25 protein-coding genes and 4 tRNA genes are annotated in these 24497 nt (G+C 58.1%); 10 read left to right on the forward strand and 19 right to left on the reverse strand.

All coding sequences use genetic code 11. From position 1 onward, the window contains the following. Nucleotides 1-21 precede the first annotated feature (21 nt). Nucleotides 22-645: a glutathione S-transferase family protein gene (locus PMI27_RS14945; protein WP_008152394.1), complete on the reverse strand. Its 624-nt coding sequence runs from the start codon at nt 643-645 to the stop codon at nt 22-24. 43 nt (nt 646-688) lie between these two features. Next, nucleotides 689-1348 carry a transglutaminase-like domain-containing protein gene (locus tag PMI27_RS14940; RefSeq protein WP_008152396.1) on the reverse strand — a complete coding sequence of 220 codons (660 nt, stop codon included), beginning with the start codon at nt 1346-1348 and terminating at the stop codon, nt 689-691. A gap of 249 nt (nt 1349-1597) precedes the next feature. On the opposite strand from PMI27_RS14940, the gene PMI27_RS14935 reads away from it, so the two are divergent. Both PMI27_RS14935 and PMI27_RS14930 read left to right on the forward strand, forming a co-directional pair. After that, nucleotides 1598-4045: an acyl-CoA dehydrogenase gene (locus PMI27_RS14935; RefSeq protein ID WP_008152398.1), complete on the forward strand. Its 2448-nt coding sequence runs from the start codon at nt 1598-1600 to the stop codon at nt 4043-4045. Between the two features lie 87 nt (nt 4046-4132). Continuing rightward, nucleotides 4133-4540 carry a PA2817 family protein gene (locus PMI27_RS14930; RefSeq protein ID WP_008152400.1) on the forward strand — a complete coding sequence of 136 codons (408 nt, stop codon included), beginning with the start codon at nt 4133-4135 and terminating at the stop codon, nt 4538-4540. 148 nt (nt 4541-4688) lie between these two features. Here the strand turns inward: PMI27_RS14930 and PMI27_RS14925 are convergent, their stop codons facing one another. Next, entirely contained in the window at nt 4689-5687 is a 999-nt protein-coding gene (locus PMI27_RS14925) for a LysR family transcriptional regulator (protein ID WP_008152401.1), read from the reverse strand. A 91-nt stretch (nt 5688-5778) separates the two neighbouring features. Here PMI27_RS14925 and PMI27_RS14920 point away from each other — a divergent pair, with 91 nt between their 5' ends. From PMI27_RS14920 to PMI27_RS14895, 6 genes are all read left to right on the forward strand, one after another. Beyond that, nucleotides 5779-6405, forward strand: coding sequence for a hypothetical protein (locus PMI27_RS14920; protein ID WP_008152402.1), 627 nt, complete (start codon nt 5779-5781; stop codon nt 6403-6405). A gap of 92 nt (nt 6406-6497) precedes the next feature. After that, nucleotides 6498-7268: a 2OG-Fe(II) oxygenase gene (locus PMI27_RS14915; protein ID WP_008152404.1), complete on the forward strand. Its 771-nt coding sequence runs from the start codon at nt 6498-6500 to the stop codon at nt 7266-7268. A gap of 1 nt (nt 7269) precedes the next feature. Further along, a complete protein-coding gene (locus PMI27_RS14910; RefSeq protein ID WP_008152406.1) occupies nt 7270-7911 on the forward strand; it encodes a LysE family translocator in 642 nt (213 codons plus the stop codon). Between the two features lie 636 nt (nt 7912-8547). After that, entirely contained in the window at nt 8548-9780 is a 1233-nt protein-coding gene (locus PMI27_RS14905) for a type II and III secretion system protein family protein (RefSeq protein WP_008152410.1), read from the forward strand. 119 nt (nt 9781-9899) lie between these two features. Then, nucleotides 9900-10610: a hypothetical protein gene (locus PMI27_RS14900; RefSeq protein ID WP_008152413.1), complete on the forward strand. Its 711-nt coding sequence runs from the start codon at nt 9900-9902 to the stop codon at nt 10608-10610. A gap of 18 nt (nt 10611-10628) precedes the next feature. After that, on the forward strand, nt 10629-10898 hold the full coding sequence (locus PMI27_RS14895; RefSeq protein WP_008152415.1) for a DUF3613 domain-containing protein: 270 nt from the start codon (nt 10629-10631) through the stop codon (nt 10896-10898). A 299-nt stretch (nt 10899-11197) separates the two neighbouring features. On the opposite strand, the gene PMI27_RS14890 is transcribed toward PMI27_RS14895, so the two are convergent. The 12 genes from PMI27_RS14890 to PMI27_RS14840 all read right to left on the reverse strand — a co-directional run bounded on the left by PMI27_RS14890 (nt 11198) and on the right by PMI27_RS14840 (nt 21478). Next, nucleotides 11198-12160: a type II secretion system F family protein gene (locus PMI27_RS14890; protein WP_008152417.1), complete on the reverse strand. Its 963-nt coding sequence runs from the start codon at nt 12158-12160 to the stop codon at nt 11198-11200. Nucleotides 12161-12189: 29 nt separating this feature from the next. After that, a complete protein-coding gene (locus PMI27_RS14885) occupies nt 12190-13176 on the reverse strand; it encodes a type II secretion system F family protein (protein ID WP_008152419.1) in 987 nt (328 codons plus the stop codon). After that, on the reverse strand, nt 13173-14606 hold the full coding sequence (locus PMI27_RS14880; RefSeq protein ID WP_008152421.1) for a CpaF family protein: 1434 nt from the start codon (nt 14604-14606) through the stop codon (nt 13173-13175). The genes PMI27_RS14885 and PMI27_RS14880 overlap by 4 nt, the downstream gene beginning before the upstream one ends. Before the next feature lie 3 nt (nt 14607-14609). After that, nucleotides 14610-15830 (reverse strand): AAA family ATPase, encoded by a 1221-nt coding sequence (locus PMI27_RS14875; RefSeq protein WP_008152423.1) that lies wholly within the window; start codon nt 15828-15830, stop codon nt 14610-14612. Beyond that, on the reverse strand, nt 15824-16318 hold the full coding sequence (locus PMI27_RS14870; RefSeq protein WP_008152425.1) for a TadE/TadG family type IV pilus assembly protein: 495 nt from the start codon (nt 16316-16318) through the stop codon (nt 15824-15826). The genes PMI27_RS14875 and PMI27_RS14870 overlap by 7 nt, the downstream gene beginning before the upstream one ends. Further along, nucleotides 16318-16797, reverse strand: coding sequence for a TadE/TadG family type IV pilus assembly protein (locus tag PMI27_RS14865; RefSeq protein ID WP_008152427.1), 480 nt, complete (start codon nt 16795-16797; stop codon nt 16318-16320). Before PMI27_RS14865 ends, PMI27_RS14870 begins: the two co-directional genes overlap by 1 nt. A gap of 8 nt (nt 16798-16805) precedes the next feature. After that, nucleotides 16806-18146: a TadE/TadG family type IV pilus assembly protein gene (locus PMI27_RS14860; protein ID WP_008152429.1), complete on the reverse strand. Its 1341-nt coding sequence runs from the start codon at nt 18144-18146 to the stop codon at nt 16806-16808. A 78-nt stretch (nt 18147-18224) separates the two neighbouring features. Then, nucleotides 18225-19040: a Flp pilus assembly protein CpaB gene (gene cpaB / locus PMI27_RS14855; RefSeq protein ID WP_008152432.1), complete on the reverse strand. Its 816-nt coding sequence runs from the start codon at nt 19038-19040 to the stop codon at nt 18225-18227. Nucleotides 19041-19055: 15 nt separating this feature from the next. After that, nucleotides 19056-20384, reverse strand: coding sequence for a hypothetical protein (locus PMI27_RS14850; RefSeq protein ID WP_008152433.1), 1329 nt, complete (start codon nt 20382-20384; stop codon nt 19056-19058). A 2-nt stretch (nt 20385-20386) separates the two neighbouring features. Beyond that, nucleotides 20387-20917 carry an A24 family peptidase gene (locus PMI27_RS14845; protein WP_008152435.1) on the reverse strand — a complete coding sequence of 177 codons (531 nt, stop codon included), beginning with the start codon at nt 20915-20917 and terminating at the stop codon, nt 20387-20389. Nucleotides 20918-20943: 26 nt separating this feature from the next. Further along, on the reverse strand, nt 20944-21141 hold the full coding sequence (locus tag PMI27_RS0229450) for a Flp family type IVb pilin (RefSeq protein ID WP_033053370.1): 198 nt from the start codon (nt 21139-21141) through the stop codon (nt 20944-20946). 142 nt (nt 21142-21283) lie between these two features. Further along, nucleotides 21284-21478, reverse strand: coding sequence for a Flp family type IVb pilin (locus PMI27_RS14840; RefSeq protein WP_008152440.1), 195 nt, complete (start codon nt 21476-21478; stop codon nt 21284-21286). Nucleotides 21479-21888: 410 nt separating this feature from the next. Between PMI27_RS14840 and PMI27_RS14835 the strand changes: the two genes are divergently transcribed. Then, nucleotides 21889-22758 (forward strand): helix-turn-helix transcriptional regulator, encoded by an 870-nt coding sequence (locus PMI27_RS14835; protein WP_008152443.1) that lies wholly within the window; start codon nt 21889-21891, stop codon nt 22756-22758. Nucleotides 22759-22815: 57 nt separating this feature from the next. On the opposite strand, the gene PMI27_RS0229455 is transcribed toward PMI27_RS14835, so the two are convergent. From PMI27_RS0229455 to PMI27_RS0229470, 4 genes are all read right to left on the reverse strand, one after another. Beyond that, nucleotides 22816-22891 (reverse strand) — tRNA-Gly (locus PMI27_RS0229455). Nucleotides 22892-22894: 3 nt separating this feature from the next. After that, nucleotides 22895-22970: transfer RNA gene (locus PMI27_RS0229460), tRNA-Glu, on the reverse strand. A gap of 105 nt (nt 22971-23075) precedes the next feature. After that, nucleotides 23076-23151: transfer RNA gene (locus tag PMI27_RS0229465), tRNA-Gly, on the reverse strand. 3 nt (nt 23152-23154) lie between these two features. Further along, a tRNA-Glu gene (locus PMI27_RS0229470) sits at nt 23155-23230 on the reverse strand. 393 nt (nt 23231-23623) lie between these two features. Between PMI27_RS0229470 and PMI27_RS14830 the strand changes: the two genes are divergently transcribed. Next, the gene (locus PMI27_RS14830; protein ID WP_033053231.1) at nt 23624-24382 is read left to right on the forward strand and encodes a hypothetical protein; all 759 of its coding nucleotides are present in this window, start codon (nt 23624-23626) and stop codon (nt 24380-24382) included. Nucleotides 24383-24497: the final 115 nt, after the last annotated feature.

A 24497-nucleotide genomic window follows, 5' to 3' on the forward strand; every position in this document is an offset into this window, starting at 1 on the left:
CAAGTGTGTCGATAGTGAGTATTAAGTCAACGCGGTCATAACCGCTTTTTGATACGCCGGACGCTGTTTCAAGCGTGCATACCAGGCTTGCAGATTAGGCTGCGGTGCGCGCTTGATCGGCATCTCGAACCAGGCATAAATGAAACTGCCCAGAGGTATGTCGCCCATGCCGATCTCATTGCCGGACAGGTACGGTTGGGTCGCCAGCGCCTGATTGGCCATGGACAGCAGGCCATCGCACTCCTTGATCGCGGCATTGATTGCGGGCCAGTCCTGTTGACTTTCCGGGGTACGCAAAACGCCCCAGAACACCGTGCGGAACGGTCCGGCAAAACTTGAAGTGGTCCAGTCCATCCACTTGTCGGCAGAAGCCCGAGCCTGAAGATCCTCTGGATACCAGGCCGTGCCGTTGGCGTGGCGAGCCATCAGGTAACGCACGATGGCGTTGGATTCCCACAGCACGAAACCCTCGTCTTCAATTACCGGCACGCGGCCATTAGGGTTCATCGCGCGGTACTGCGGCGTATCGACTACACCAAAGGCGCCGCCGGCATCGATGGCTTCATAAGCCAGGCCCAGCTCCTCGGCGGCCCACAAAGGTTTTCTGACATTCGACGAGTTTTTCCGACCCCAGATCTTCAGCATGACCGCCTCTTTATGGATGAATGCGCAGGCAGCATACGCCGGATCAGGCGCGACTCAAATCGCTCTGCATGTCACCCAGCAGCACGGGCGATTGGTCGCGGAACAGATGCGGATAGCACTTCTCCAGGTGCTCGAAAAAGAACGCTTCAGGCACGTCGGTGAACTGGCCGTGGTCGATCAGGTATTCCATCAACTGCTCGCCGTCGCGATTGAACGGATGGAAAACGCTGTCGTTGATTCCGTCGAATTCCAGTGGTGCGACATTGAACAGTTCGCACAAGCCTTGGTTGAACGCTGGCGTGGCTTTGACCCAGCGGCCGTTCAGGTGAAGCTCTGTATAACCGTGCATGGCGAACACGTCACTCTTGAGCAACTCGAGCAACCGTGGCGTTGACAAATGATTGCGCACATCCGCCAGACCGATCCGCGCAGGAATCCCGCAATGCCGGGCGGCACCGGCCAGCAGCGTGGCTTTGGGTACGCAATAACTCTCCCCCGCTGCCAGCGCATAACTGCCGCGCAAGGTATTCGGGTCGAGACTGAAGGTGTAAGGGTTGTAACGCACGGCTTCGCGCACGGCGTAATAGAGATTGATCGCCTGCTCTAGAGGATCGCGACTGTTGCCGCGATGTTTTTCGGCGAACTCCACCACCGACAGGTGGTCACTATCGATGAAGCGGCCGGGACTCAGATACTCGTGCATGAGAACAATCTCCTGGAGAAGCCACGAGTCTAGCGACACGTTCAGCACAGAGATAACGACGTTTCGGCCAAACATGGGCGCTTTGCCGCCCGCCCAACGAACGATTTCCCCGGCCTGTTGCCCACCGGGCCTACAAAACTCATCCATGGTTTCCCACGATTTCAATCACATCGCTCTGACCACCCTGTTTTGCGGATGCCGTCTAAGCTCTGAAAGTTGGTTTTGCCTTGGTTTCACGGAGGATTAAATATGCTGCTGTTGTGGATACTGGTTCTGGTTGTCGGGATTGCTTATTTAGCCCACCGTCGTGTCGCCCCGCTGCCGGCCCTGTGCGTCGTTGCCGTTTACGTGGTGGCGATGGGCGCTTTCAGCCGCGCGCCAGGCTGGTTGCTGCTGATTCTCTGGGTGTTGATCGCGGCCGTGGCTGCGCCCTTGTTGTTGCCCGACCTGCGCCGCAAATTTTTCAGCGCGCCGCTGTTCAACTGGTTCCAGAAAACCCTGCCACCGATGTCGCAAACCGAACGCGATGCAATCGATGCCGGCACGGTGTGGTGGGACGGCGAACTGTTCAGCGGTCGCCCGGACTGGAACAAACTGCTGTCCTATCCAAAAGCACAGCTGAGCGAAGAGGAACAGGCCTTCATCGACGGCCCGACCGAAGAACTCTGCGCCATGGTCAGCGACTGGCAGATCGGTCAAACCATGGACCTGCCTCCCGAAGCCTGGGCCTACATCAAGGAAAACGGCTTCTTTGCCCTGATCATTCCCAAGGAGTTTGGCGGCAAAGGTTTCTCCGCCTATGCCCACTCCCAGGTGGCGATGAAACTGGCGACCCGCAGCGGCGACCTTGCCTCTACCGTGATGGTCCCCAACTCCCTCGGCCCGGCCGAACTGCTGCTGCATTACGGCACCGACGAGCAACGCAACCACTACCTGCCACGACTGGCGAGCGGCGATGACATCCCGTGCTTCGCACTGACCGGCCCACTGGCCGGCTCTGATGCGGGCTCCATGCCCGACACCGGGGTGATCTGCAAAGGTGAATGGGAAGGAAAGGAAACCCTGGGCCTGCGTCTGAACTGGGAAAAGCGTTACATCACCCTGGGTCCTGTCGCCACTCTGCTCGGCCTCGCGTTCAAGGCCTACGACCCGGATCACTTGCTGGGTGAGGAGGAAGACCTGGGGATCAGCCTGGCGTTGATCCCGACCGATACCGCCGGTGTCGAAATCGGTCGCCGACACTTGCCGTTGGGCGCGTCATTCATGAACGGCCCGAACTCCGGTAAGGATGTGTTCGTACCGCTGGAGTACCTCATCGGCGGCCAGGAAATGCTCGGCAAAGGCTGGATGATGCTGATGAACTGCCTGTCGGTCGGGCGTTCGATTTCGTTGCCAGCGGTCGGCACTGGCGCTGCCAAGTTCACCAGTCTGGTGACCGGCCAGTACGCTCAGATCCGTGAACAATTCAACGTTCCTCTGTCGGCCTTCGAAGGTATTCAGGAAGCGATGGCCCGTATCGGCGGCAACGCCTGGATGATGGACGCCGCGCGGATGCTCACGGCCAATGCGGTGGATTTGGGCGAGAAGCCATCGGTGCTGTCGGCGATTCTCAAGTATCACCTCACCGAACGCGGCCGCGAGTGCATCAGCCACGCCATGGATGTTCATGGCGGCAAGGCAATCATCATGGGGCCGAACAACTACCTCGGTCGCAGCTGGAACGGCGCACCGATTTTCATCACGGTGGAAGGCGCGAACATTCTCTCGCGCAACTTGATGATCTTCGGCCAGGGTGCGATTCGCTGCCATCCCTTCGTACTTAAGGAAATGGCCCTCGCCGGTCGTGAAGACAAGGATCAGGCACTCACCGAATTTGATGGTCTGCTGCTCAAGCACATCGGTTTCGCCGTGAGTAACGCCGCCAGCACGCTGGTGCTGAACCTTGGTTTCGGTCACTTCGAACACGCGCCAGGCGACAAGCTCAGCCAGGGTTACTTCCGCGCCCTCAATCGCCAGGCTGCTGCGTTCGCCCTGCTCGCCGACCTGAGCATGATGCTGCTGGGCGGCGAATTGAAACGACGCGAACGTCTGTCGGCACGTCTGGGGGATGTGCTCAGCAACATGTACCTCGCCTCCGCCGCACTCAAGCGTTACCACGACCTCGATTCGCCGGAGCACATGGCACCGCTGTTTACCTGGGCCATGGAAGAAAGCCTGGGGCAGTCGGAACGAGCACTGGATGAGCTGCTGAGCAACTTCCCGAACAAAGTGTTGGGTTGCCTGTTGCGGGTGATCGTGTTCCCGTTCGGTCGTCGTCACAAAGGGCCATCGGACAAACTCGGCGCCGAAGTGGCGACGGTGATCGGCCGCGCCAAGGGCGATCCGACCCTGGAAGAGTTGCTCGGCGGTTGCTACCGGCCGCAATCCATTGATGACCCGGTTGGCGCCCTGCAACATGCGTGTAACCTGCTGAGTGCCACGCAACCGCTGCGCAAAAAGCTTCATGTCGCGCTCAAAAGCGGCCAGGTCAAACCGGTCGCCGGGGAACACGTCATCGATGCAGCGCTTGAAGCTGGCGTGTTGCAGCCCAGGGAAGCGCAGACCCTGCGTGACGCCGAAGCGGCGCGGCGCAAGGTGATTGATGTCGATGATTTCGACAAAAAGGAACTGGCGCTGGGCGAAGGAAAGGTCCGCTGATCCCGCTTACCATGTGCCTTCCACCTGTAAAAATGGGCGCGGGCGCTTTATACTCCCGCGCCCGTTTTGCTCTTGAGGACTTATCTCGTGTCCAATGTCGTTGCCGATCATCTTGTCTTGCTCGACCACCTGCGCAGCATCCTGGTCGCCGTAGGTGAGGCCGAACAGGTTCCCGAAGAAAGCCATGCCTTGTTCCTGGAGCGCTTCGACGAACTGCGTGCGTTGCTGCCGGTCGACCCGATCGAAAGCCAATACCTGGGCCAGGACATTCTGTGCCAGGTGATCACCCGCTACCCGCAAATCGCCCACCTGGTCCCGCGCGACCTGCTGTGGTACTTCGCCGGTGACTGCCTGCATTACATGCCCGACGATGAAATCGACTTGTATCAGGCGCTGGAAGAACGTCGTTTCGAAGCTGAACAAAACGACGAACCGTTTGACTGGAACCAGGAAAAACAGCTGCTGGCGATGTCGAAAGACGACAGCAAGCACTGATCCTCGGTCAGAAATGCAAAAGGCCCGCATGGTTGAACATGCGGGCCTTTTTTGTGACATTGCCGAGGACGCCTTCGCGGGCAAGCCTCGCTCCTACAGGTTGTCCACAATCCCCTGTAGGAGCGAGGCTTGCCCGCGAAGAGGCCAGTTAAAATAACCCATCACTCTCGGGCAACTCATACTCTGCAGCGCCCCTGCCCAACGCATTTGGCTTACCCGGCTTGCTCAGCGTTGGTTCCTTCTCCAGGCACTCCACCAGATAGTCGATCAACACCCGTAACTTCGGTGGCAAATACCGGGTTGGCGAATGCAGCAACCAGGCACCGCCGTGGTAGGACGCCAGAAAGGTCCAGTCCGGCAGCACCTGCACGATCAGCCCCTGCTCCAGCGCATAACGCGCGGTGAAGTACGGCAGGCTGCCAATTCCGATGTGCTGCAACACTGCGCCCAACCGCACGCCAGTGTGATTGGCTGCATAACGTCCGCGCACGCCAACGGTGACAGCCTTGGTGCCTTTCTTGAATTTCCAGCGTGCATCGCTCGGCGTTTCGCCCAGATAAATGCAGCTGTGGTTGAGCAAGTCATGGGGATGGGTCGGTGTGCCGTGTTCGGCCAGGTATTGCGGCGTTGCACAGAGCATGTGATCGATGGTGAGCAATTGCCGACCGACCAGTCCAGCAGGTGGCCGATCTGTAATACGAATCGCCAGATCAACGTTGTCGTCGATCAAATCCACCTCGCGGTCCTCAAGTAACAGCTCTACATCCACTTTGGGATAGCGACGCAAAAATTCCGGCATATGCGGATGAATCACGAAACGCCCCACCGCCTTCGGCACACTGACGCGTACCCGTCCTTCCGCTTCATGGGTGAACTGACCGCTGATCTCCATCACCGACTTGGCGGCGCTGACCATCTCCTGGCAACGCTTGAACACCTCTTCGCCACCATCGCTCAAACGCAGCTTGCGCGTGGTTCGCTGCAGCAAACGGGTGGCGAGCGCCTTCTCCAGACGCGAAATGCTGCGACTGACCGCCGAGGGAGAAGAACCCAACTGTCGAGCAGCCTCGGAGAAGCTGCCGGTCTCGACAACCTTGACGAAGATCGCCATTTCACCGAGCAGCGGTAGTGGAAGATTTATGCTCACAGCGCAATAGTCCTTTGATGTTTGAACGGATTATCACGCAATTCCACGCTTCATATAATAAAAAATAGAATTGTTAATAAGGGCATGGAATATGACGCTTCGCCTCTTTTTCCATAGTGATGACCTCAAGGCCAATGTGGAAGTCCAGGATTGCACGCCCCACGAGAACGAATTTGCCGTGGTGCTACGCGCCACGTTGTTTCACCCCCAGGGCGGTGGACAGCCCTTTGACACCGGCTGGATTGGCGAAAGTCGAGTCCTGCGGGTTGTTCAGGATCCGGACCGGATCATTCATTTCGTCGACCATCCGGTAAAACCGGGCATGACTCAGATTCGGGTCGACGAACAACGCCGCCAGTTCAATTCACGCATGCATTCCGCCGGCCACCTGATCGGCCACTTCGTCCAGGCCATGGGCTGGATGCCGATCAAGGCTCATCACTGGCCGGGCGAAGGACGCGTGCAATTCAAACCGGCAGAGTCGGCAAAAGAGGTTGATGCCGAGATGATTCAGCACGGCATCGAGCAGTGGATCGCCCATGATCTGCCGCGCCTGACGTCGATGCGTGAAGGCGCCCGGGAAATCGGTTTCGGTGAACTGCCCGCCTACGGCTGTGGCGGCACCCATGTACGCAGCCTGAAGGATTTGGGCACGGTCACGATCGCTTCCCTTTCACTGAAGAAGGGAACGCTGTCAGTCCACTACAGCGTGGATTGAGCATTTGGGCGATGCCGTTCCTGTCATCGCCTGACGCCGGGGGAACCTGCGTTCGCGGGTTCTGTTGACTATCTGATAGATGGACCTAAGACATGATGCTTGACGTCGAGCGTCTCGATGAGACGTGCATAAAAAAACTGGCCAACGAAGAAGTCCTCGCCGTCCGCGTCAAAGGCTTTCTGCCCCGACCGCTGGCGATTCAGATTGGCGACAAGATCCTCGCCCCTGGCTTCGAGGGTTACATCAACGCGCCGAGTATCGGTCGCATCGGCATGGCGTTTTATGAAGCGGAAAACCAGCCGCTCCTGATCGAAGATTACTTCGAGCGTGCCACCCGCAACATCGCGGAGTTGCGCAGTCGCTGTGCGCCCTACTCGTCCCCGGTAGACACCCTGCGCTGCATGCTCGACGAGTCCTGGCCGGCGGGTGCGCACCTGGAAAATCTCTACGGTCGCAAGATGTACGTCGGGCTTTCACGGGTAGTGAAACCCGGTGTGTGCTTTCTGGCCCATCACGACATTTTCGCCAAGGATGCCCCGGACAGTTTCCAGGCGCGAAGTCTGGAGTCGCAGTTCGCCTGCAATGTTTACCTCAACATGCCGATCGAGGGCGGCGCGCTGCAGATGTGGGACGACGATATTTCCCCGGAGCAGTTCGACGACATGCGCGGCGACAGTTACGGCATCGATCCGTCCCTGCTCGGCCCGCCGACTCTGGAGATTCGTCCAGATCCGGGAGATTTCATCATGTTCAATTCACGCTGCATGCACTCGGTGACACCGGGCGTGGCCGATCCTCGCTTGAGCCTTTCATTCTTTGTCGGCTATCGCGGCAATGCATCACCCCTTACCTTCTGGAGTTGAGATGCAACTTTCGAATTACCTGGGCGAGTTCCTGGCGCTGGCAACTATCCACTTTCTGGCCGTCGTCGCCCCCGGACCGGATTTTGCGGTCACCATCCGCCAGAGCGTGCGTTTCGGTCGATGGGTGGGGATCTGTACCGCGCTGGGCATCGGTGCGGGCATTTCCGTGCATGTGCTTTACACCCTGTTCGGCGTCGGCGCATTGATGCACACCACGCCTTGGCTGTTGACCGTGGCCAAGGTTGTGGGCGGCGCCTACATTCTGTACCTCGGCGTAAGCCTGCTGCGCAGCCAACCCAAATCCATGCCGGAGGGTGAAAAAAATACAGACGAACCGATGGTCGAGCAAACACTGCTAAAAGCGTTTACCACCGGGTTTCTGACCAATGCCACCAACCCCAAGGCGACACTGTTTTTCCTGGCAATCTTCACCACGATCATCAGCACCACCACACCACTCAAGATTCAGGCGCTATACGGTCTCTGGATGTGTTTCGTGAACGCACTGTGGTTTGTCATCGTTGCGCTGTTCTTTTCAAGCAGCAGGGTGCGGTTGCTGTTCATGCGCCTGGGGCACTGGTTCGAGCGGAGCATGGGGGTGATCCTGATCCTGTTTGCCGGTCGGTTGATTTTGTCGATGTAAATACGCGTGAATCGAGCAGGAGGCGGCTTCATAGCCGCCGTCCTCTCACACCACCGAACGTACGGTTCTACGGACTGGACACTCAGCATAACCCGTCAATATCGGGCAACCGCACTGCGCTACGACCTTGCCCGCACCGCTCACCCGCCCGCCTTTCTCCAGCCTTTGCACCCGTGGTTTTTTTAAAAAATCATGGCACTTTGGTTTGATTGAACTAACGTCAAGCAATAAGAAGTCATAACGGCTCGAGTTTTCACGTTAGCTTCAGTGATCAGATGGTGAATAGGCAAAAGGAGTTACCTCTCTATGATCCTGTCAGGCGTTTTCCGGCTCTGTACCTTCATTGCCGATTACTTTCCGGGGGAGCCAGGTCGGCGGACAGTACCGTCCATAGCCGCACGTTTCGCTCAGGCGGGCAGTCCAGGTAACCGGATCACTAAAAACCGTATTAGCAAAGGTCGCTCGCTGTCCAGGCAGATCAGCGAATTGCGCCCGCTCGTGTGTAGCACTTAAGGAATAACACCAAGGCCATGGACAAGTGGCCTGACGCATTGGGGGGGATAGTCCGGTCCCCGTGAAGTGATCCGTGACAAATCAGTCAGCCTAAAGATGGCCTATCCAGTGAGGATGTATTAAATGAGCCTTCGTCCCGTGCCCGCTTTCAAGCGAATCATCCATGGCCTGTTCTGGACAGGCCTCAGCGTGAATGCGGCTCAGGCCGCGCCGAACAATTGTTCGCAACTGGACAGTTGGCCGACAACGTATGAGGTCGGCCAGGGGCTGCAAAGTGAATTGCGCAGCCCCGTTCCGATAACACAACTGGCGGTGGGTGACCCGAAAATTGCCGACGTGCAATCCAGTGCAAACAGTAGCAACAACGCCTTCATACTCACGGGCGTTGCACCGGGGACCACCAGCCTGATGGTCTGGACCGCCTGTTCGAAAACGCCGCGCCAAAGCATGGTGTTCGTCAAGGGTAAGGCCACCGCGGCGCTGACCAGCGTCTCGACAATACCTTCAGAAGACCCGCTGTTGCCGATCCAGGTACAAACCGACATCCGCTTCGTTGAAGTCAGCCGGACCAAACTCAAGGAAGCCAATGCCTCGATTTTTGGTCGCCAAGGCAACTTCCTGTTCGGCTCGCCGAGGACCTTGCCCACCATCGACGGCATTGTCAGGCCGTCGTTGCCGGTGAACAACGACATGTTCAACCTCTCCTTTTTGTCCAGCGATACTCTAGTGTCGATCAACGCGCTGGAAGGCAGCGGTTTCGCCTACACCCTGGCACGACCAAGCCTGGTAGCGCTCAGTGGGCAGAGTGCGAGCTTCCTCGCTGGTGGTGAAGTGCCGATTCCCGTGCCCAGTTCAGGCAGCGATAACGTGTCCATCGAGTACAAGGAATTCGGTATCCGCCTGACCCTGACACCTACCATCGTCGGGAAAAACCGTATCGCGCTGAAGGTGGCACCGGAAGTCAGTGAACTGGACTTCACCAACGCTGTGAGCATCGCCGGCACCATCGTTCCGGCGCTGACCATACGCCGTACCGACACCAGCATCTCCCTGGCCGACGGCGAAAGCTTCGTCATCAGCGGCCTGATCAGCACCCGCAACAGTTCCCAGATAAACAAGTTTCCGGGGTTGGGTGATATCCCGATTCTGGGGGCGTTCTTTCGCGACAACTCCATCAATCGTGAAGAGCGTGAACTGTTGATGATCGTCACCCCTCACCTGGTCCAGCCACTGGCTGTCAACGCAAAACTGCCGTCGTTGCCAGGAGAGCAACTGCGTAATTACGACCCGAACTTCTACCGCATGTTCTTCCTCGAAAATGGTGACTTCGACAGTCTCAGCGGGCTCTCGCAATGAGCCATGACCTGAACCAGACGCGTCTCGCCCTCACTCGTAACGGTGACCTTGAACGCTTGTCGGGCCAGATTTATTGCCATTGGCCGGGCGTTCAAAGTGTTGTAGCCAGAGGACATTCGATGAAAGCAGTCATTGCAATAACAGCGACATTGATGCTCGCGGGCTGTGCGTCCAACGGTGTGTCTTCGCGACCGCCTGAATGTGCCAAGCCCGCTTCGGAGCAAGAGCTGGCCCTAAACCTGGCCGACAACATGGCCAACGAAGGTCGTTTGTATGCCAGTCTGGCGAATCTTGAAGGTTTGCCTGACAGTCTGGTCCAGGTTCGCCTGCGCAAGGCCCGGGTGTTGCGCTTGATGGGGCGTAGCGAGGCGGCGCCGTTGTACGAAAGCTTGCTTCGCACCTGCCTGGCGGCTGATGGGGAACATGGTCTGGGCCAGTTGGCCGCAGCCAAAAATGATAACGCCGCCGCAACCCTTCACCTTGAGCGTGCGGTGAAGATGGCCCCCACCGACGACAAGATGCGCAATGACCTGGGGGTCGTCTACCTCAATCAGCGACGGATCCCGGAAGCGCGTTTTGAGTTCATGACCGCCATGGAACTCAAGCAGGCAAACACACTGGCGGCACTCAATATGGTGACGTTGCTGATCTACCAGGATAACTGGAAGGCGGCTTCCGAACTCGTGACCCGCGCCGACTTGAGCCCCAAGCAAGTTGCGGAGGCTCAGGCCCGCGCGGAAAAACTCAAGGCCTCCGCCAACAAGGTGGTGGCTTCCGAGGGGAATCGCCGGACTGAGGTAGCCGATGCCTCTTCCAGTGCAATCAAGTAGAACGTACGAGGAGTCGAGATGAAGACCAAAAGACTTTTGATCGTGTGCATGGCGTGCCTGTCCACCACTGCCTGGGCCATTGAGCCGGGCCCCTCTTCGCCGTATCAACAAGGCACCGAGCAGTGGTTGCAACTGCAGATTCGCGGTGTGGTTGCCTCCCCTCACCTGCAAACCGCTTCGGCCACTGAACGTGACCTGGCCATGCAGCGCTGGCTGAACAGCTTCAACCACCCGATTCCGGAATTTTTTGACCAGGATGCAGCGGGAGAAATGAGCACCAGCAACTGAGGCATGTCGATGGGTGATCAGCCTCTGGCGTAGTCCAGAGTAGCCTGGCTGCAAAGCCGGGCTTAATGTCGTGTGCAGGAAAGCAGTGGTCTCTACACATTATTCAACCCTGGCCGGACTACCCCGGAACGGTCGCAGGCTGCGATGATTTGATTCCGAGGACCCAGGCAACGAATTGCCTGGGTCCTCGGAATCAAATCATCGCAGCCTGCGGGAAATGTGTAGATCCATGACAGGAAAGTGCAGATCAGGCTCGGGGGGAAAAGGCCATCGCGCTCGACAGCCTCCGGTCGTTTACCTCACCCGAATGCTCTCAACACCCCGATCATGGCAGGGCCGATAGCGACCAGGAAGAAGCTCGGCCACAGACAGAAAATCAGTGGGAATATCAGCTTGGTGCCGATTTTCGCCCCCATCTCTTCGGCGGCCTGCGTACGCCGGTCACGGAACTCGTCGGCATAGATGCGCAGGGTATCGGCCACACTGGTACCAAAGCGGATACTCTGCGCCAAAAGGCTGACCAGCCCTTGTACATCATCCAGACCAGTGCGCAGGGCCAGTTGCTTGAGCGCCTCGGTACTGGAAATGCCCGCACGGATTTGCGCATTGACCAGGGCCAGTTCTTCAGCCAGTTCGACCTGGCTGACCGACATCTCCTCAGCCACCCGTTCGATGGTCGAGGGCAGGGCCAGGCCCGACTCCACGCACACCACCATCAGATCCAGCGCATCCGGAAACGCGGCACGCAACCGACCTTGTAGCAACTGCTTACGCTTGGCGACATACAGCGCTGGCACCAACCATCCGATACCGGCCGCCATGGCCACCAACAGCAGCCCCATGATCAGGGACATCTTGGGAATCATCGGCAATAGCAGCAACGTAATACCGATCAATAACAGCGGCAACATCAAGCGCACTGCCCAGTACATCTGCACCGCCGACGAGGAACGGTACCCCGCATGTATCAACAGGGTCTGGGTGACAGACGTCTGAGCCGATTCGGCCGAGCCAAAGCGCTGTCCGACCCGCTCCAGCAACAGTTGCAGATTACCCGGAGCCTCCTGCCCTGCGGTGTTGCCTAAATGTCCACGCTTGATCAGCGCCAGACGACGCTGCACCGGATCCTGAAGCCCCATCATCAGCAAGATCACGGCGACGACCGCAAGCACCGTACTCAAACCGATCGAGGCGATGAACAACAGACGCGCCAGCTCCTCGTTCCCCGTGACCCTACTGAACAACCCGAGCAAAAAGTCCATGATCTGTACCTCCTGGTAGCGAATACCGCTTAAACCTGAATCCGGATGATTTTGCGTATCCAGAGAATCCCGAGCAACATGGCGCTGAACGCCCCGATGATCAGCTTATGGCCTATGGGATCATTGACCAGCACAGGCAGGTAACTGGGGCTGGTGACTATGATCGCGATCGCCAGCACGAAGGGAATCGCCACCAGTATCCAGGCCGACATCCGTCCTTCCGCCGACAGGGTCTTGACCTTGCGCTGAAAGCGAAAGCGCCCGCGAATCAGCCGACTCAGACGCTCCAGCACTTCCGTCAGATTACCGCCGGTCTCGCGATGGATGAGGATCGAGGTCACCAGCATCATCACCGTCATGCTCGGCATCCTTTCAAGCAGGCCGAGCATGGCCCGACGTACATCGTTGCCATAGTTGATATCGGCGAAGGTCAGACCGAACTCCTGAGCGACCGGCCCCTTATGCTCCTCGGCGACCAGGCGCAGGGTTTCGTTGAACGGGTGTCCAGCGCGCAGGGCACGGCACATGGCATCCAGTGCATCCGGCAGGCCCTCCTCAAACGCAGCGAAGCGTTTGCCACGGTCACGAGATATTTTCAGCAGTGGTACGCAGAACACTCCGACGCCCGCCAGCAGCGCCATCCACCAGACTGACGAGATCATCAAGACCGAGATGCCTGCACAGGCGCCCAGGAACAGCCCGAGCAACAGCACGCGATAAGCACGATACTCATGACCGGACTGCTCGATCACCTGGGTCAGGCTCGCCATAAAGGGCAACTGCTCGAGCATGGCCTCCAGTGGCGATAAGCGCGTCAGGTATTTCTGCCGCAACACCGTCTGCATGTTGGGCAGATTGTTGGCTTTCTCCAGAACATGCAAACGGCCGCGGATGCGCTTGCGCATCTTGCCGGCCTCGCCGAACACCGGCACCACCACCCCCTGGGACAGGAGGAACACAGCGATAAACACCATGCCGAGAAACATCAGAATGAATTCACCAGGAATATGGCTCATGACTGCCGTGCCTCCATCCACTCAGGCCTGAACATCGTAAGCGGCAACTCGATGCCGCGCTTGGCCAGCACATCGCGGAAGGCCGGGATCATGCCGCTGGGACGATAATCGCCGAGCACCTCGCCGTTTTCGCCCATGCCTTGGCGCGCAAAGGAGAATATTTCGGTCATGGTGATGATCTCGCCCTCCATGCCGTTGATTTCCTGCACGCTGACCAGCCGGCGCTTGCCGTCCTCCTGGCGTTCCAGCTGGATCACCACATCGATGGCCGAAGCGATCTGCTGACGCATGGCCTTGATCGGGAAGGTCGCCCCGGTCATCGACACCATATTCTCGACCCGCCCCAACGCATCGCGCGCGGTGTTGGCGTGGATCGTGGTCAATGAGCCGTCGTGGCCGGTGTTCATCGCTGTCAGCATGTCCAGCGCCTCGACGCCGCGCACTTCGCCGATCACAATGCGGTCCGGACGCATCCGCAGACTGTTGCGCACCAACTCCCGCTGACTCACCTCACCACGCCCCTCGATATTCGAAGGCCGGGTTTCCAGGCGTACCACGTGGGGCTGCTGCAGTTGCAGTTCAGCCGAGTCTTCGATGGTGACGATCCGCTCGTTTTGCGGAATGAAACTGGACAGCACATTGAGCATGGTGGTTTTGCCGCTACCGGTACCGCCGGAAATCAGTACGTTCAAGCGTCCACGGACAATCGCCTTGAGCAGCAGGGCAATGGCCGGGGTCAACGTCCCCACCTGGATCAGGCTGTCGGTATTGAGCAGGTCCACCGCAAAGCGCCGGATCGACATGCTCGGGCCGTCGATGGCCAGCGGCGGGATAATCGCGTTGACCCGCGAACCGTCCTTGAGCCGGGCATCCACCAACGGCGAGGACTCGTCGATACGCCGCCCCAGGCTGGAGACGATGCGGTCGATGATGTTCAGCAAATGCTGATCATCGCGAAAGCGCACATCGGTCCGTTGCAGTTTACCGAAGCGCTCGACATAGACCGAGGCAAAGCCGTTGACCAGAATGTCGGACACGCTGTGATCGGCCAGCAACGGTTCCAGAGGACCCAGGCCGAGCACCTCGTCGGTGATCTGCTTGATGATTAACTGGCGGCTGGCGGTACTCACCGGTGCCGTATGCTCATCGAGCAGGCGCAAGCAAATATCGCGAATCTGCCGAGTAGCCTCGGCCTGCTCAAGGGAGTCCAGCAAGGACAGGTCCATGACCTTGAGCAACTGCTGGTAGATCTTTTCCCGCCATTCGGCCTCCACCGGGGTGACCTGGCTTCTGGTTTCGTAAAGAACGTCTGGCACTGTACGCTCCCACGCCATGATTTCCTCTACCGGGTCCAACAGGTCGTCGCCCGGTTGGGCAGCGGCGGGTTTACCGGACTGTTTGCGCAAGCGGTTACGAAAGTCGCTGATCATGGGTCATCCCCCGAAAAAACGGTTGAAGGCACGTTTGAGCAAGCCTTTGTTGCCGGCCACCTGTTGACCGATCAGGTCCTCGGTCATGTTGCGCAGTGCAGCAGTGATCGCTGCCCTCGGCGCATGCAGCCCCAACGGCACGCCAGTGTTCTGACTCTGGCTGACCAGATTGAAGTCGTTGGGTAACTTCGACAGATTGGTGCAGCGCAGCGCCTCGCCGATATCTTTGAGGCTGACTGCTGCCGCCTTGTCATAGCGGTTGACCACTATCTGTAATTGATCCCCACGCACGCCCAGGTCATCGCGAAGAATCCGCACCAGGGAGCTGGCATCGCGCAGATGGCTGACGCTCTGTTGCACCACCACGTACACCCGATCCACCTGCTCCAGCACAGAGCCGGTGAGGTGATCGATTTGCCGCGGCAGGTCGATCACCACCCAGCCATAGCTGGCGCGGGCCAACTGCAACAGGGTGTCAAGTTGCTCGGGTTGGGTATCCTGCGGCAAACACAGCTCACCGGCCCGACCGCCCAGCACATGCAGGGTCGGGCTGAAGTGACTGCAAAAACCGCGTAACGCGACGCTGTCCATGCCGTCGATCTGGTGCAACACCTCCAGATGGCTGTGCGTCTGCGCCACATCCAGATAATGCGTCACGCTGCCAAATTGCAGGTCCATATCCAGCAACAGGGTGCTGCCACCCTTGATGCTGAGTTGCTGAGCCAGGTTGCAGGCCAGCAGGGTTCCGCCAGAGCCGCCCTTGGCGCTTATCACGGCGATCAATTTTCCTTCTGCCCCACTGCCGGTCCGAACTTCCGTGACCAGGCGATTCAAGGCGGCGACCAGTTCGGTCTCGGCTATGGGCTCCGGCAGCACGTCCCGGGCACCGGCCTGCATCGCCAGGCGCATGGCTTCCTGTTCGCTCAGCAGTCCGCACACCAGCATCGGCGGACGCTCATGGGCCGGGCGCTGCAACAGTGCCGACAGCTCTTCACGCCACAGGTCGCTAACGCGCAACAGCAACAGATCGGGCATCCGGTCCAGACCGTAGAGCGGGTCGACATGCCCATTGCTTACCAGGCGAGTACTCACCTCCAGGCTGGGCATGCGTTGGCAGACGCTCTGCAGGTCGCGCAAAGAGCTGGCGTCACGGCTACTGATCAGCAACCTGAGCCCGGCTTTGCCGGTCGAACTGGAGACTGGAGTTTCCTTGGTATTCAGCATGGCGTGATCTCCCCGGAACCGGAATGACGCCCGAGGCTTTCGCGTGGCAACGTTGCCCTGAATGGGGGCAAGGTAATGGGCACGCTGAGCCCGGGAATAAGCAGATTGAATACGAAGTTTTGCAGACTCAACTGGACATAGCGGATGGCACGAAAACCATTGACGCTGACCAGGTCAGCGGGGTTGGCCACCAGAGCACCATTGACGTCCAGATAGGTCAACGTCAGGTTGGTGGTGGCCAGATTGCCGATCAGCTGGCTCGTACCTGCATTGGTCGCGGCATTGAATATCGCCCGCCGCAGAACCACCGGATCGCTGATATTGCACACCGAAGCCAGGCGCGTACCACGCCGTACGGCTTCATCCAGTGCATTGACCGTGAAGTACAGGCGGCCCATTTCCAACACGCCGAACAACAGCGTGAACATCAGCAGGCCAATGAAGGCGAACTCCACCGTATAGGTGCCGCGCATGTGTTTTCTATTCATCACAGTGCCCTCATCACGGTAGTGGCAACCAGCGGAATGCTCAGCGCAATCTGATTACCAAAGAAACCCGGAATCGAGCCGCCACAATTGCCACCGCCAATCACCGGGCAGAACGTATAAGTGATGGTGACCCGCACATGGTCGGTACCCACTGCGGCGACGACCACGTTGCCTGTCGTCAGCCCTGACACCACAGCGGTCCCGGTATTGGCCGGCACGCCATAGACCGCAACGTTTTTCGTCTGGGTCAGTAGCGTACTGCTCAGAGCGACCTGACCAAGCGTCGAGTTCCAGGCCTGGCTAGCGACGAAACGGTCGGCATCGCGGCTGGCCTGCAGCAGCACGTTGTATTGATAGAGCATGCGGCCGAATTCACCGAAGGCCAGCAACAGCAACAGCAACACCGGCAGGACGAGGGTGAACTCCACCATGGCCAGGCCTTGCTGGCGCTGCGGATGTTTAAACCCGTGAAGTCTCATGACGCCTCCTACGAGTCAGTGCTCGGAGTGCTGCTGCCGGTGAGATAGGTTTTGTAGAGCTGAATGATCTGCGGCCCGGAATCGGTTGACGGCGAGGGGCCTGCCACGTTATCGCCCTCGCACTCCTTCACGAACTGTCCGAAGATCTGCGCGTCCCCACCACCGCCGTCCATTGGCTGCACCACGTAATAGCAGCCGAAACCCAGGACGGGGATCAAGGTTGAACCGCCCTGCTTCCCGGTGCAGTTACCCACCACGATTTTCATCATCCGGCGCTCGAACACCCCATTGCTGGGACAGCCACTGCCCCCTGCCACACACGCGGCAGTGCTTGCACGCCAGTCGTTGTAGTCGAATATCGCGTTGCTGCCCGCGGTGAGATTGCCGTTGCTCGAGGTGACGGTTTGCCCCTTGTATTTCGCTTGTGGCGGGGAGACTGAGTCGTCGTAAGTGATTGCGGGGTTGCTGGACGTGGTCACAAGGTCCGGTGGATAGTCCGAGGCGCTGACCGGGCCGTTGTAGATGCCGAAGCGCGTATTCAGGCCTTGAGAGGTAGGGCCGACCTTGTTACCAGGGGCGGTCAGGACATTGTCCCCCACATTGCGGCATTCTTTGCCACCTCCGGCCAGGTCCTCCCTGACGGTACTGCCGCCCGAGCCAAAGTCGAGCAACTGAAAGTTGCCTGGACCAATGGGCGACGAATTGCCGGCAGCCGTCTTCAATACCTTCAAATCACCAAACTGGAAGCCCCAGAACATGCCAGCGCCCGGGTTGTATTGAGTCGGGTCGCCACAGACCATCAAAGGTGAGAGATCACAAGGACTGGTAGGGCTGGGTCCAGCGGTGGCGATCGCCGCCACCGCTTTGGCCCCCAGGCCGCCAGAGCCGAATACCTGAGCGAAGTTCCAGAAAAATCCCGTCAGGCTATAGTTCGATACCGATACCCGAACGTACTTGGCACCCGAAGGCCCAGGAAAGGAGAAAGGTCCATAGACGCTCGTTGCCAGTTCCACCGTTGCAAATGTGCCTGCGTTGCCGCCAATAGCCGTTGCCAATTCCTTGTTGCCCGTGGCATTGGCATTTTGCATCAGCGTATTGAGCGCGGCAGCCTGCGTCACGGTGTCAATGTTGGTACCACCTACCACCTGACTCAAGGTTTTGGCGCCACTCAGGGCGGCGGCGTCCACCGCATTCTGCAGGCGCGTTTTGTTCAGCATCATATGCCCGCCGTCCAAAGCCAGCGCCGCCATCATGCCAATCACCGCCAACGCAAACACCATCAATACACTCACCGATCCTTCCTGGCGCCATGGCGTCGCAGTGAACGGCCGCTGAATACGATTATTCATCTTCAAGCCCTCGTTTGCCGATACTGATCCGGATCGGCTCCGCCAATACTTTGGTGCCCAGGCACCCCTACCGCCCTGTCAACGTTTGACTACACTGGATTCGGTCCCGCGGATAACGGTAATAGACCCGCCATCCTCGCCATTGCTGCGCTGTACCACGCGTTTTGGCGCCGCGACGGCGGCCACAACCATGGCCGGCGCAACAGGCGCAACAGGCGCAACGGCTGCGGTTTTCTTCTCGAGGTTCAGTGGGTTACGCAGCGCCAGTTGCAACTTGCCTTCCGTCTGCGCCGTGACCAGGGCTTCCGCTTCAGAGGCCGACATCTCCAGCGTCACTGCGCGCACCACCACTGGTTGGGTCTTGTCGGTACCCGCCGTCTGATCCACCGCCAACACCCGCAAGTTCTCGAGGATGGTCCTGGACGTGGCGCTGTTACTGCCGGCACTGGTGGTTTTGGTCGCCAGGACATCGACCCGGTTACCCGGCAACAGGAATCCGCCGACACCGACCACATCGTCCACACGTACCGATATGGCGCGCTTGTCGGGGGCAATCAAAGAGGCCAGGGTGCTGCCACCCAGGTGCTCACTCAGACGCGCACCGCGCACAATGTCGCCCCGCAAAATGTCGAACGTAGCGATCTTGCCCACTGCTTTTTCGCTGGAATCGAAGGCATCGTCCGGGATCGTGTCCATGGGCATGCGTACGGTCGTGACCTGCTGGGCCTCGACCATCTGCCCGAATGGAATCTCTACCGTGGCGACCACCACGCTTCGAAGGTGGTCGTCCGGGCTGGCGTTGAGACGTGCGCTCAGCCAAGTGTCGGCCATCCATGCAGCGCCAAGGCCCATGACCAGGGAAACGCCTATCAGGGAAAGAGTACGAGAGCTCATGTCAGTATCTCCGTATCAAAGAAAGTTGAGCTGGACGAAGTAGTTGTGCCAGGCCCATTCCAAATCTTGCGGTGACAGTGGTCCGGAACCGCCCATATAACGCTGACGATCGAGCGCCATATTCAGGAGATCACGGGGATGGCAAGGCACCAGGGGCATGCCTTCACTTGCATAGAGCCTTTGCAGCACATAACGCACCAGCAGCTGGTCATAAGGCATGCCCAGACGCTCGCTTTCCTGGCGCCAGATCTTTTCGTACTCCTCGGGCTTCAGGTAACCGAACTGCAGCTTGTAGCCAATCCGGCGAAGGAAGGCCTCATCGGCCAGTTCCAGAGGATTGAGGTTGGTGGAAAACACCAGAATCAGATCGAACGGCAGTTCGCAATGCCGACCGCCGCCCAGGTTGAGGAAATCGCGTTTCTCTTCCATCGGGACGATCCAGCGATTCAACAGCTCGGCGGGTGCCATGCGCTGGCGCCCCATGTCGTCAATGATGAACAGGCCATTGCTGGCCTTGAGCTGCAAGGCAGCCTGGTACTGACGGGTGAAAGGGTCATAGCGAACGTCCAGCTGCTCCATGCTCAATTCACCGCCGGTAATGACGATCGGGCGCTTGCAGCACAGCAGTCGACGGTCGATCCCTTCGTTGAGCATCAGATTGTTCTGCTGAGTGTTGTCATCGAGCCGCTGATGCACCTGCGGGTCATAGATCTCGATCACCGCCTCGTTGATGACGATGGCATGAGGCACCCAGATGGCCTCGTCAAACAGACGAATCAGCCGACTGCTGACATAGGTCTTGCCGGTACCCGCAGGGCCATAAATCATGATCGCGCGCCCGGAGTTCATCGCCACACCCAACTGATCGAGCATCCCCTCCGTAAGCACTACGCCCGTGAGGGCATTGCGCATATCGTTGGCATTGATGCGACCATGGTGAATGGTCTGTATTTTGAGCAGGGAACGGTAGGTACTCACCGGGAAAGGTGCCGCACCGATATAGCCGCTGCGCGACAGGGCATCGCGGGCGGCACTGCGACCGCGCTCGGTCAAGCCATAACGCAACATCTGCCCGCCCGTTTGACTTACCTGGCCAAGCACTTCGACACGACCGTCCTTGCGCAGAAACGCCAGGACCTCTTCAAGTACCGCGCCAGTCAGCGCCAGGCGTTCCACCAGCCGCGACATGTCCAGCACGCCGGCATCAAACAAATGCTTGCACACCAACTCACCGAGAAAACTGTCGGTCAGACCCGTCTCGCGGATTGTGCATGGCTGAGGAGCCAGTCGTTGCACCGCGTCCCGATCGCAGGGGTAGGCATCACTATCGACGATGACGTGCATGACTAAGCTCCCAATCCACCGGCAACCAGTTGCCAGTAGACGCTGTTTAAAGTGCCGATCAGGATTGCAATCGAATAAGGGAAAGGCTTGCCGGCTACTTCATCGGAAGTCGGCGCCAGATAAGCCTGCGCCCTCACAATCAGCCAATAACGCCCCAGGGTTTGAAGTAATTGACCGCGGAACAGCACGATCAGGAAACCGCATACGCCGCCGGCAATCAGGCTGAACATGGCAGCCCACAATGCGTAATGAACCGGTAAAAAACTGCCGACCATGGCCATTAACTTGACGTCACCGGCGGCCATGCCACCCACGGCGTACATCGGCAGAAACATCCCAAAACAGATCAGCATACCCAACAGGCTGTCACCCAATCCGCTGACACCGCCTGAATAGACTTGACCAGCCATTCCCAGGGCAAGGCCCAACAGGACCAGCATGTTGGGAATACGGTGGCGAAGCAGATCGCTCACCACCGCGACGCCCAGCAGTCCTAGCAGTAAAACAGTCGAGACCAGCAATTCCATGGACATGGTGCGTCTCCCGATGCGACTTATTGTTATGGGCAAGCGGCCCCACCATTGACCGCGGTGCACAGCGCCGTGATCTTGGTATTTACCTGGCCCCCAAGCGTTACGAACGCTGCGGCGACAGCCACCGTAATCAGCCCACCCGCCACCGCGTATTCCACAATGGTCAGGCCGTCTTCGTCTTTGGCGAACTTCAGTACTGAAGCCTTGATTGTTTGTAGAGTCATTTTGATCACTCCAGCGGCCATGCCGCTCATAACGTAAGTTGGCAGGGACAACGCGAAATCCATTAAGAAAGTTGCCCGGCGCCCTATCAGAAATAGAGGCAGCCGGTTATTCCATGGACATCGACGCGTCCCCCGGCGGGAATTAGCAGGCGACGCCACCTTTAACCGCGGTGCACAGCGCTGTGATCTTGGTATTTACCTGGCCACCAAGCGTCACGAACGCTGTGGCGACAGCCACCGTAATCAGCCCACCCGCCACCGCGTATTCCACAATGGTCAGACCATCTTCGTCTTTGGCGAACTTCACTACCGAAGCCTTGATTGTTTGCATGTTCATTTTGCCCACCTCACTCGAATGTTGTTTTTCCGGAAGCAGTACTTTCTGTGCTGCCTGATGCAACCCTAGTCAGTGTGAAGGCATAGGCGTTAGGAGGATTTTGCACATCGCTAGGACTTTTTTGCGGAGCGGCCAAATAGGGGTCATTGGCCTTTGCAGAAGTAACGGGAGGGGTAAACAAGGCATGGCAGGGCAAATGCGATTGTCATTAATTCACAAGCGATAAGCGGTTCAACCCGGGCTCATCGACAACACACGAACAAACAGTCGCCCGCGGCTGCTTTTCAGGAAATACATATAGCGAATAGAACTAAAACTCGTCTTTCTTATCGAGATTAAATCTGCAAGGTGATGGCACATTGTCGATACTGCTTAGCGTAAAGAGTCACTAAGAATCCAAGAGTAGAGACATGACGTCCAACTTGACCAGAAGGCCAACGCTCCTATGGTTCGATCTGACTCATGATCGATCCACGAAAGAACTCATCGCGCAGTTCGAGGGTACCTGCGACTGCAAACTGGCGAAAAACTCCGTGCTGCCCATCGGGGAACACGCAGACATGATCTGCATCCATTTCGATCGCCCCGACACACCAGGCCTGAGGCTGTTGCTGGAGATCAAACGCAGCGCACCGGCCATCCCAATCACCATGTTCACCGTACAGCACTCAGAAGAACTGGCCGTCTGGGCCATGCGTTCCAGCGTCTGGGAATACATAGTGCTCCCCCTCTCGGTCTCCGAGAGGAGTCGCTACCTGACGGCTGTAGTTCAGCTCTGCGAGCTGCGCCGGAATGTCATCGACCACCGCAAGACACCGCTGATCGATCACTCCCCGACCCTGCCGGACAGCATCCGGCTGACCTCCGGGCACCAAAAACATCAGGCGCTGAGCAACATCATGCTGTACATCGAGCAGCACTTTCGGGACAGCATTGATCAGAGGGATTTGGCGCAGCGCTGCGGTATGACGACATTTCGCTTCAGCCGCCTGTTCAAGGAAGCCAATGGACTTGGTTTCACGGATTACATCTTGAACAAGCGCATGAACTTCGCCAAAGAACTACTCGACAACAGCCAGATGCCTATTACCAGCATCGGCTATGAGGCCGGCTTCAAGGATCCTTCCTACTTCGCACGTGCCTTCAAACAGTTCGCAAACTGCACGCCCAGTGAATACCGCTTGGCACGCCAACTCAGAGCGACTGCAGCTGCGCAAATGGTGCTAGATGAAAAAACCACTGAAGCGCTCGAAAGCCTGGTTCAAAGCCTCAGCGGTTGATGCGGTTTATACGCGCACACAAAAACGCCGCTCATTGAGCGGCGTTTTTGTTAAATATGGAGCGGGAAACGAGACTCGAACTCGCGACCCCGACCTTGGCAAGGTCGTGCTCTACCAACTGAGCTATTCCCGCAAATGGCGTCCCCTAGGGGACTCGAACCCCTGTTACCGCCGTGAAAGGGCGGTGTCCTAGGCCACTAGACGAAGGGGACACGCTAACTGAAACACATGGTGTGTATTTCAGTGCCCAAATCCGCATCCGAAGATGCTGGTTCTGGTTTCACTCAGCCCTGCCCGAAAGCAACGCTGTTTAAAATTGGAGCGGGAAACGAGACTCGAACTCGCGACCCCGACCTTGGCAAGGTCGTGCTCTACCAACTGAGCTATTCCCGCATATGGCGTCCCCTAGGGGACTCGAACCCCTGTTACCGCCGTGAAAGGGCGGTGTCCTAGGCCACTAGACGAAGGGGACACACGTACAACATTCACTTCCTACCGCGTTTCGCTGTGTGCTTTACGCTGTAAGTGGCGCGCATTCTATGGATGGATTGAGGGGTCGTCAACCCCCAGATATAAATTTATTTAAATCAATGACTTCGCCCTGCTTTGAGACACTAATCGGGCTTTTCCGTCGCCCGGGGTTTGACGCCTATATTCTGGCACCCGCCAAGACGTTATAGTCCACCCACGCCCAAGATGATGGCAATGTGCACCTCGCACGCTATTACTTATATAAGCAGGAACGCGGCCGATACAGGCAGTGCAGTCGCCGATTCAACTCGCCGAGCGGCGCTATGCGTCCCAATGCCAAGCCACTACACTCGCACGCGAACCCCATAAAGAGGTCTTACCGGTGACACCACTCATGATCACCCTGCTAGTCGTAGCCGGGATCGCACTATTGATCGCCATTGGCTACATGAACCATGTGGTGGAAAACAATAAGCTGGAAAAGGCCCGCGCCAAAGTTGAGCTCAACGATCGTCTGCGTCGTTGCGGCGAAATCACCGAGACCTTTCCCGGCCAATTGATGACACCGGGCCTCAAGCTGTTGTTGACCCGTCTGGAATTGAACGTCTGTCAACGCCTGCTCAATCTGGAAAAAACCAGCTCCAACCTCAAGGCACGGATTGGCGAACTGAGCGCCTTGGTCGGCCAGGGCGAATCGATCCCGGTCAACAACCCGCCGGCACCGATCCAGACCGAAGCCAAAGCCAAAGACGTACGCTTCCTGCTCGAAGCCCTGCACGGCCAAATCACCCGCGCCGCACAGGACGGCTTCCTGCCAACCAACGAAGCCAAACGCTGGATCCGCGAAGTTCGCCACATCCTGGTCCTGCTGCACATCGAATTCTTCAACAACCTCGGCCAGCACGCCCTGCAACAGAACCAGCCCGGCCAGGCCCGCCTTGCGTTCGAACGCGGCGTGCAATACCTGCGCAAACAACAGGAACCCCAGGTCTACGCCGAACAGCTGGAATACCTGGAAAAACTCCTGGCTCGCGCCAACGCACAAGTCATGGACAACATCGCCCCGGTAGAAGGCGAAGTGAACCAGCTGACCGAAGGCCTCAAAGACGTCGAGGCCGATGCGGACTGGAAGAAAAAAGTGATCTACGACTGATCAGAGAAAGCAGAAAAGAGAGCCACCTGAACAGGTGGCTTTTTTTGCGTTGAGTTTGGCGTGTACATCCAGGAAAGACAGGCCGGCTGTCAGGCCGTCATCGCGAGCAGGCTCA

The organism is Pseudomonas sp. GM41(2012), from assembly GCF_000282315.2.
Taxonomy (GTDB): Bacteria; Pseudomonadota; Gammaproteobacteria; order Pseudomonadales; family Pseudomonadaceae; genus Aquipseudomonas.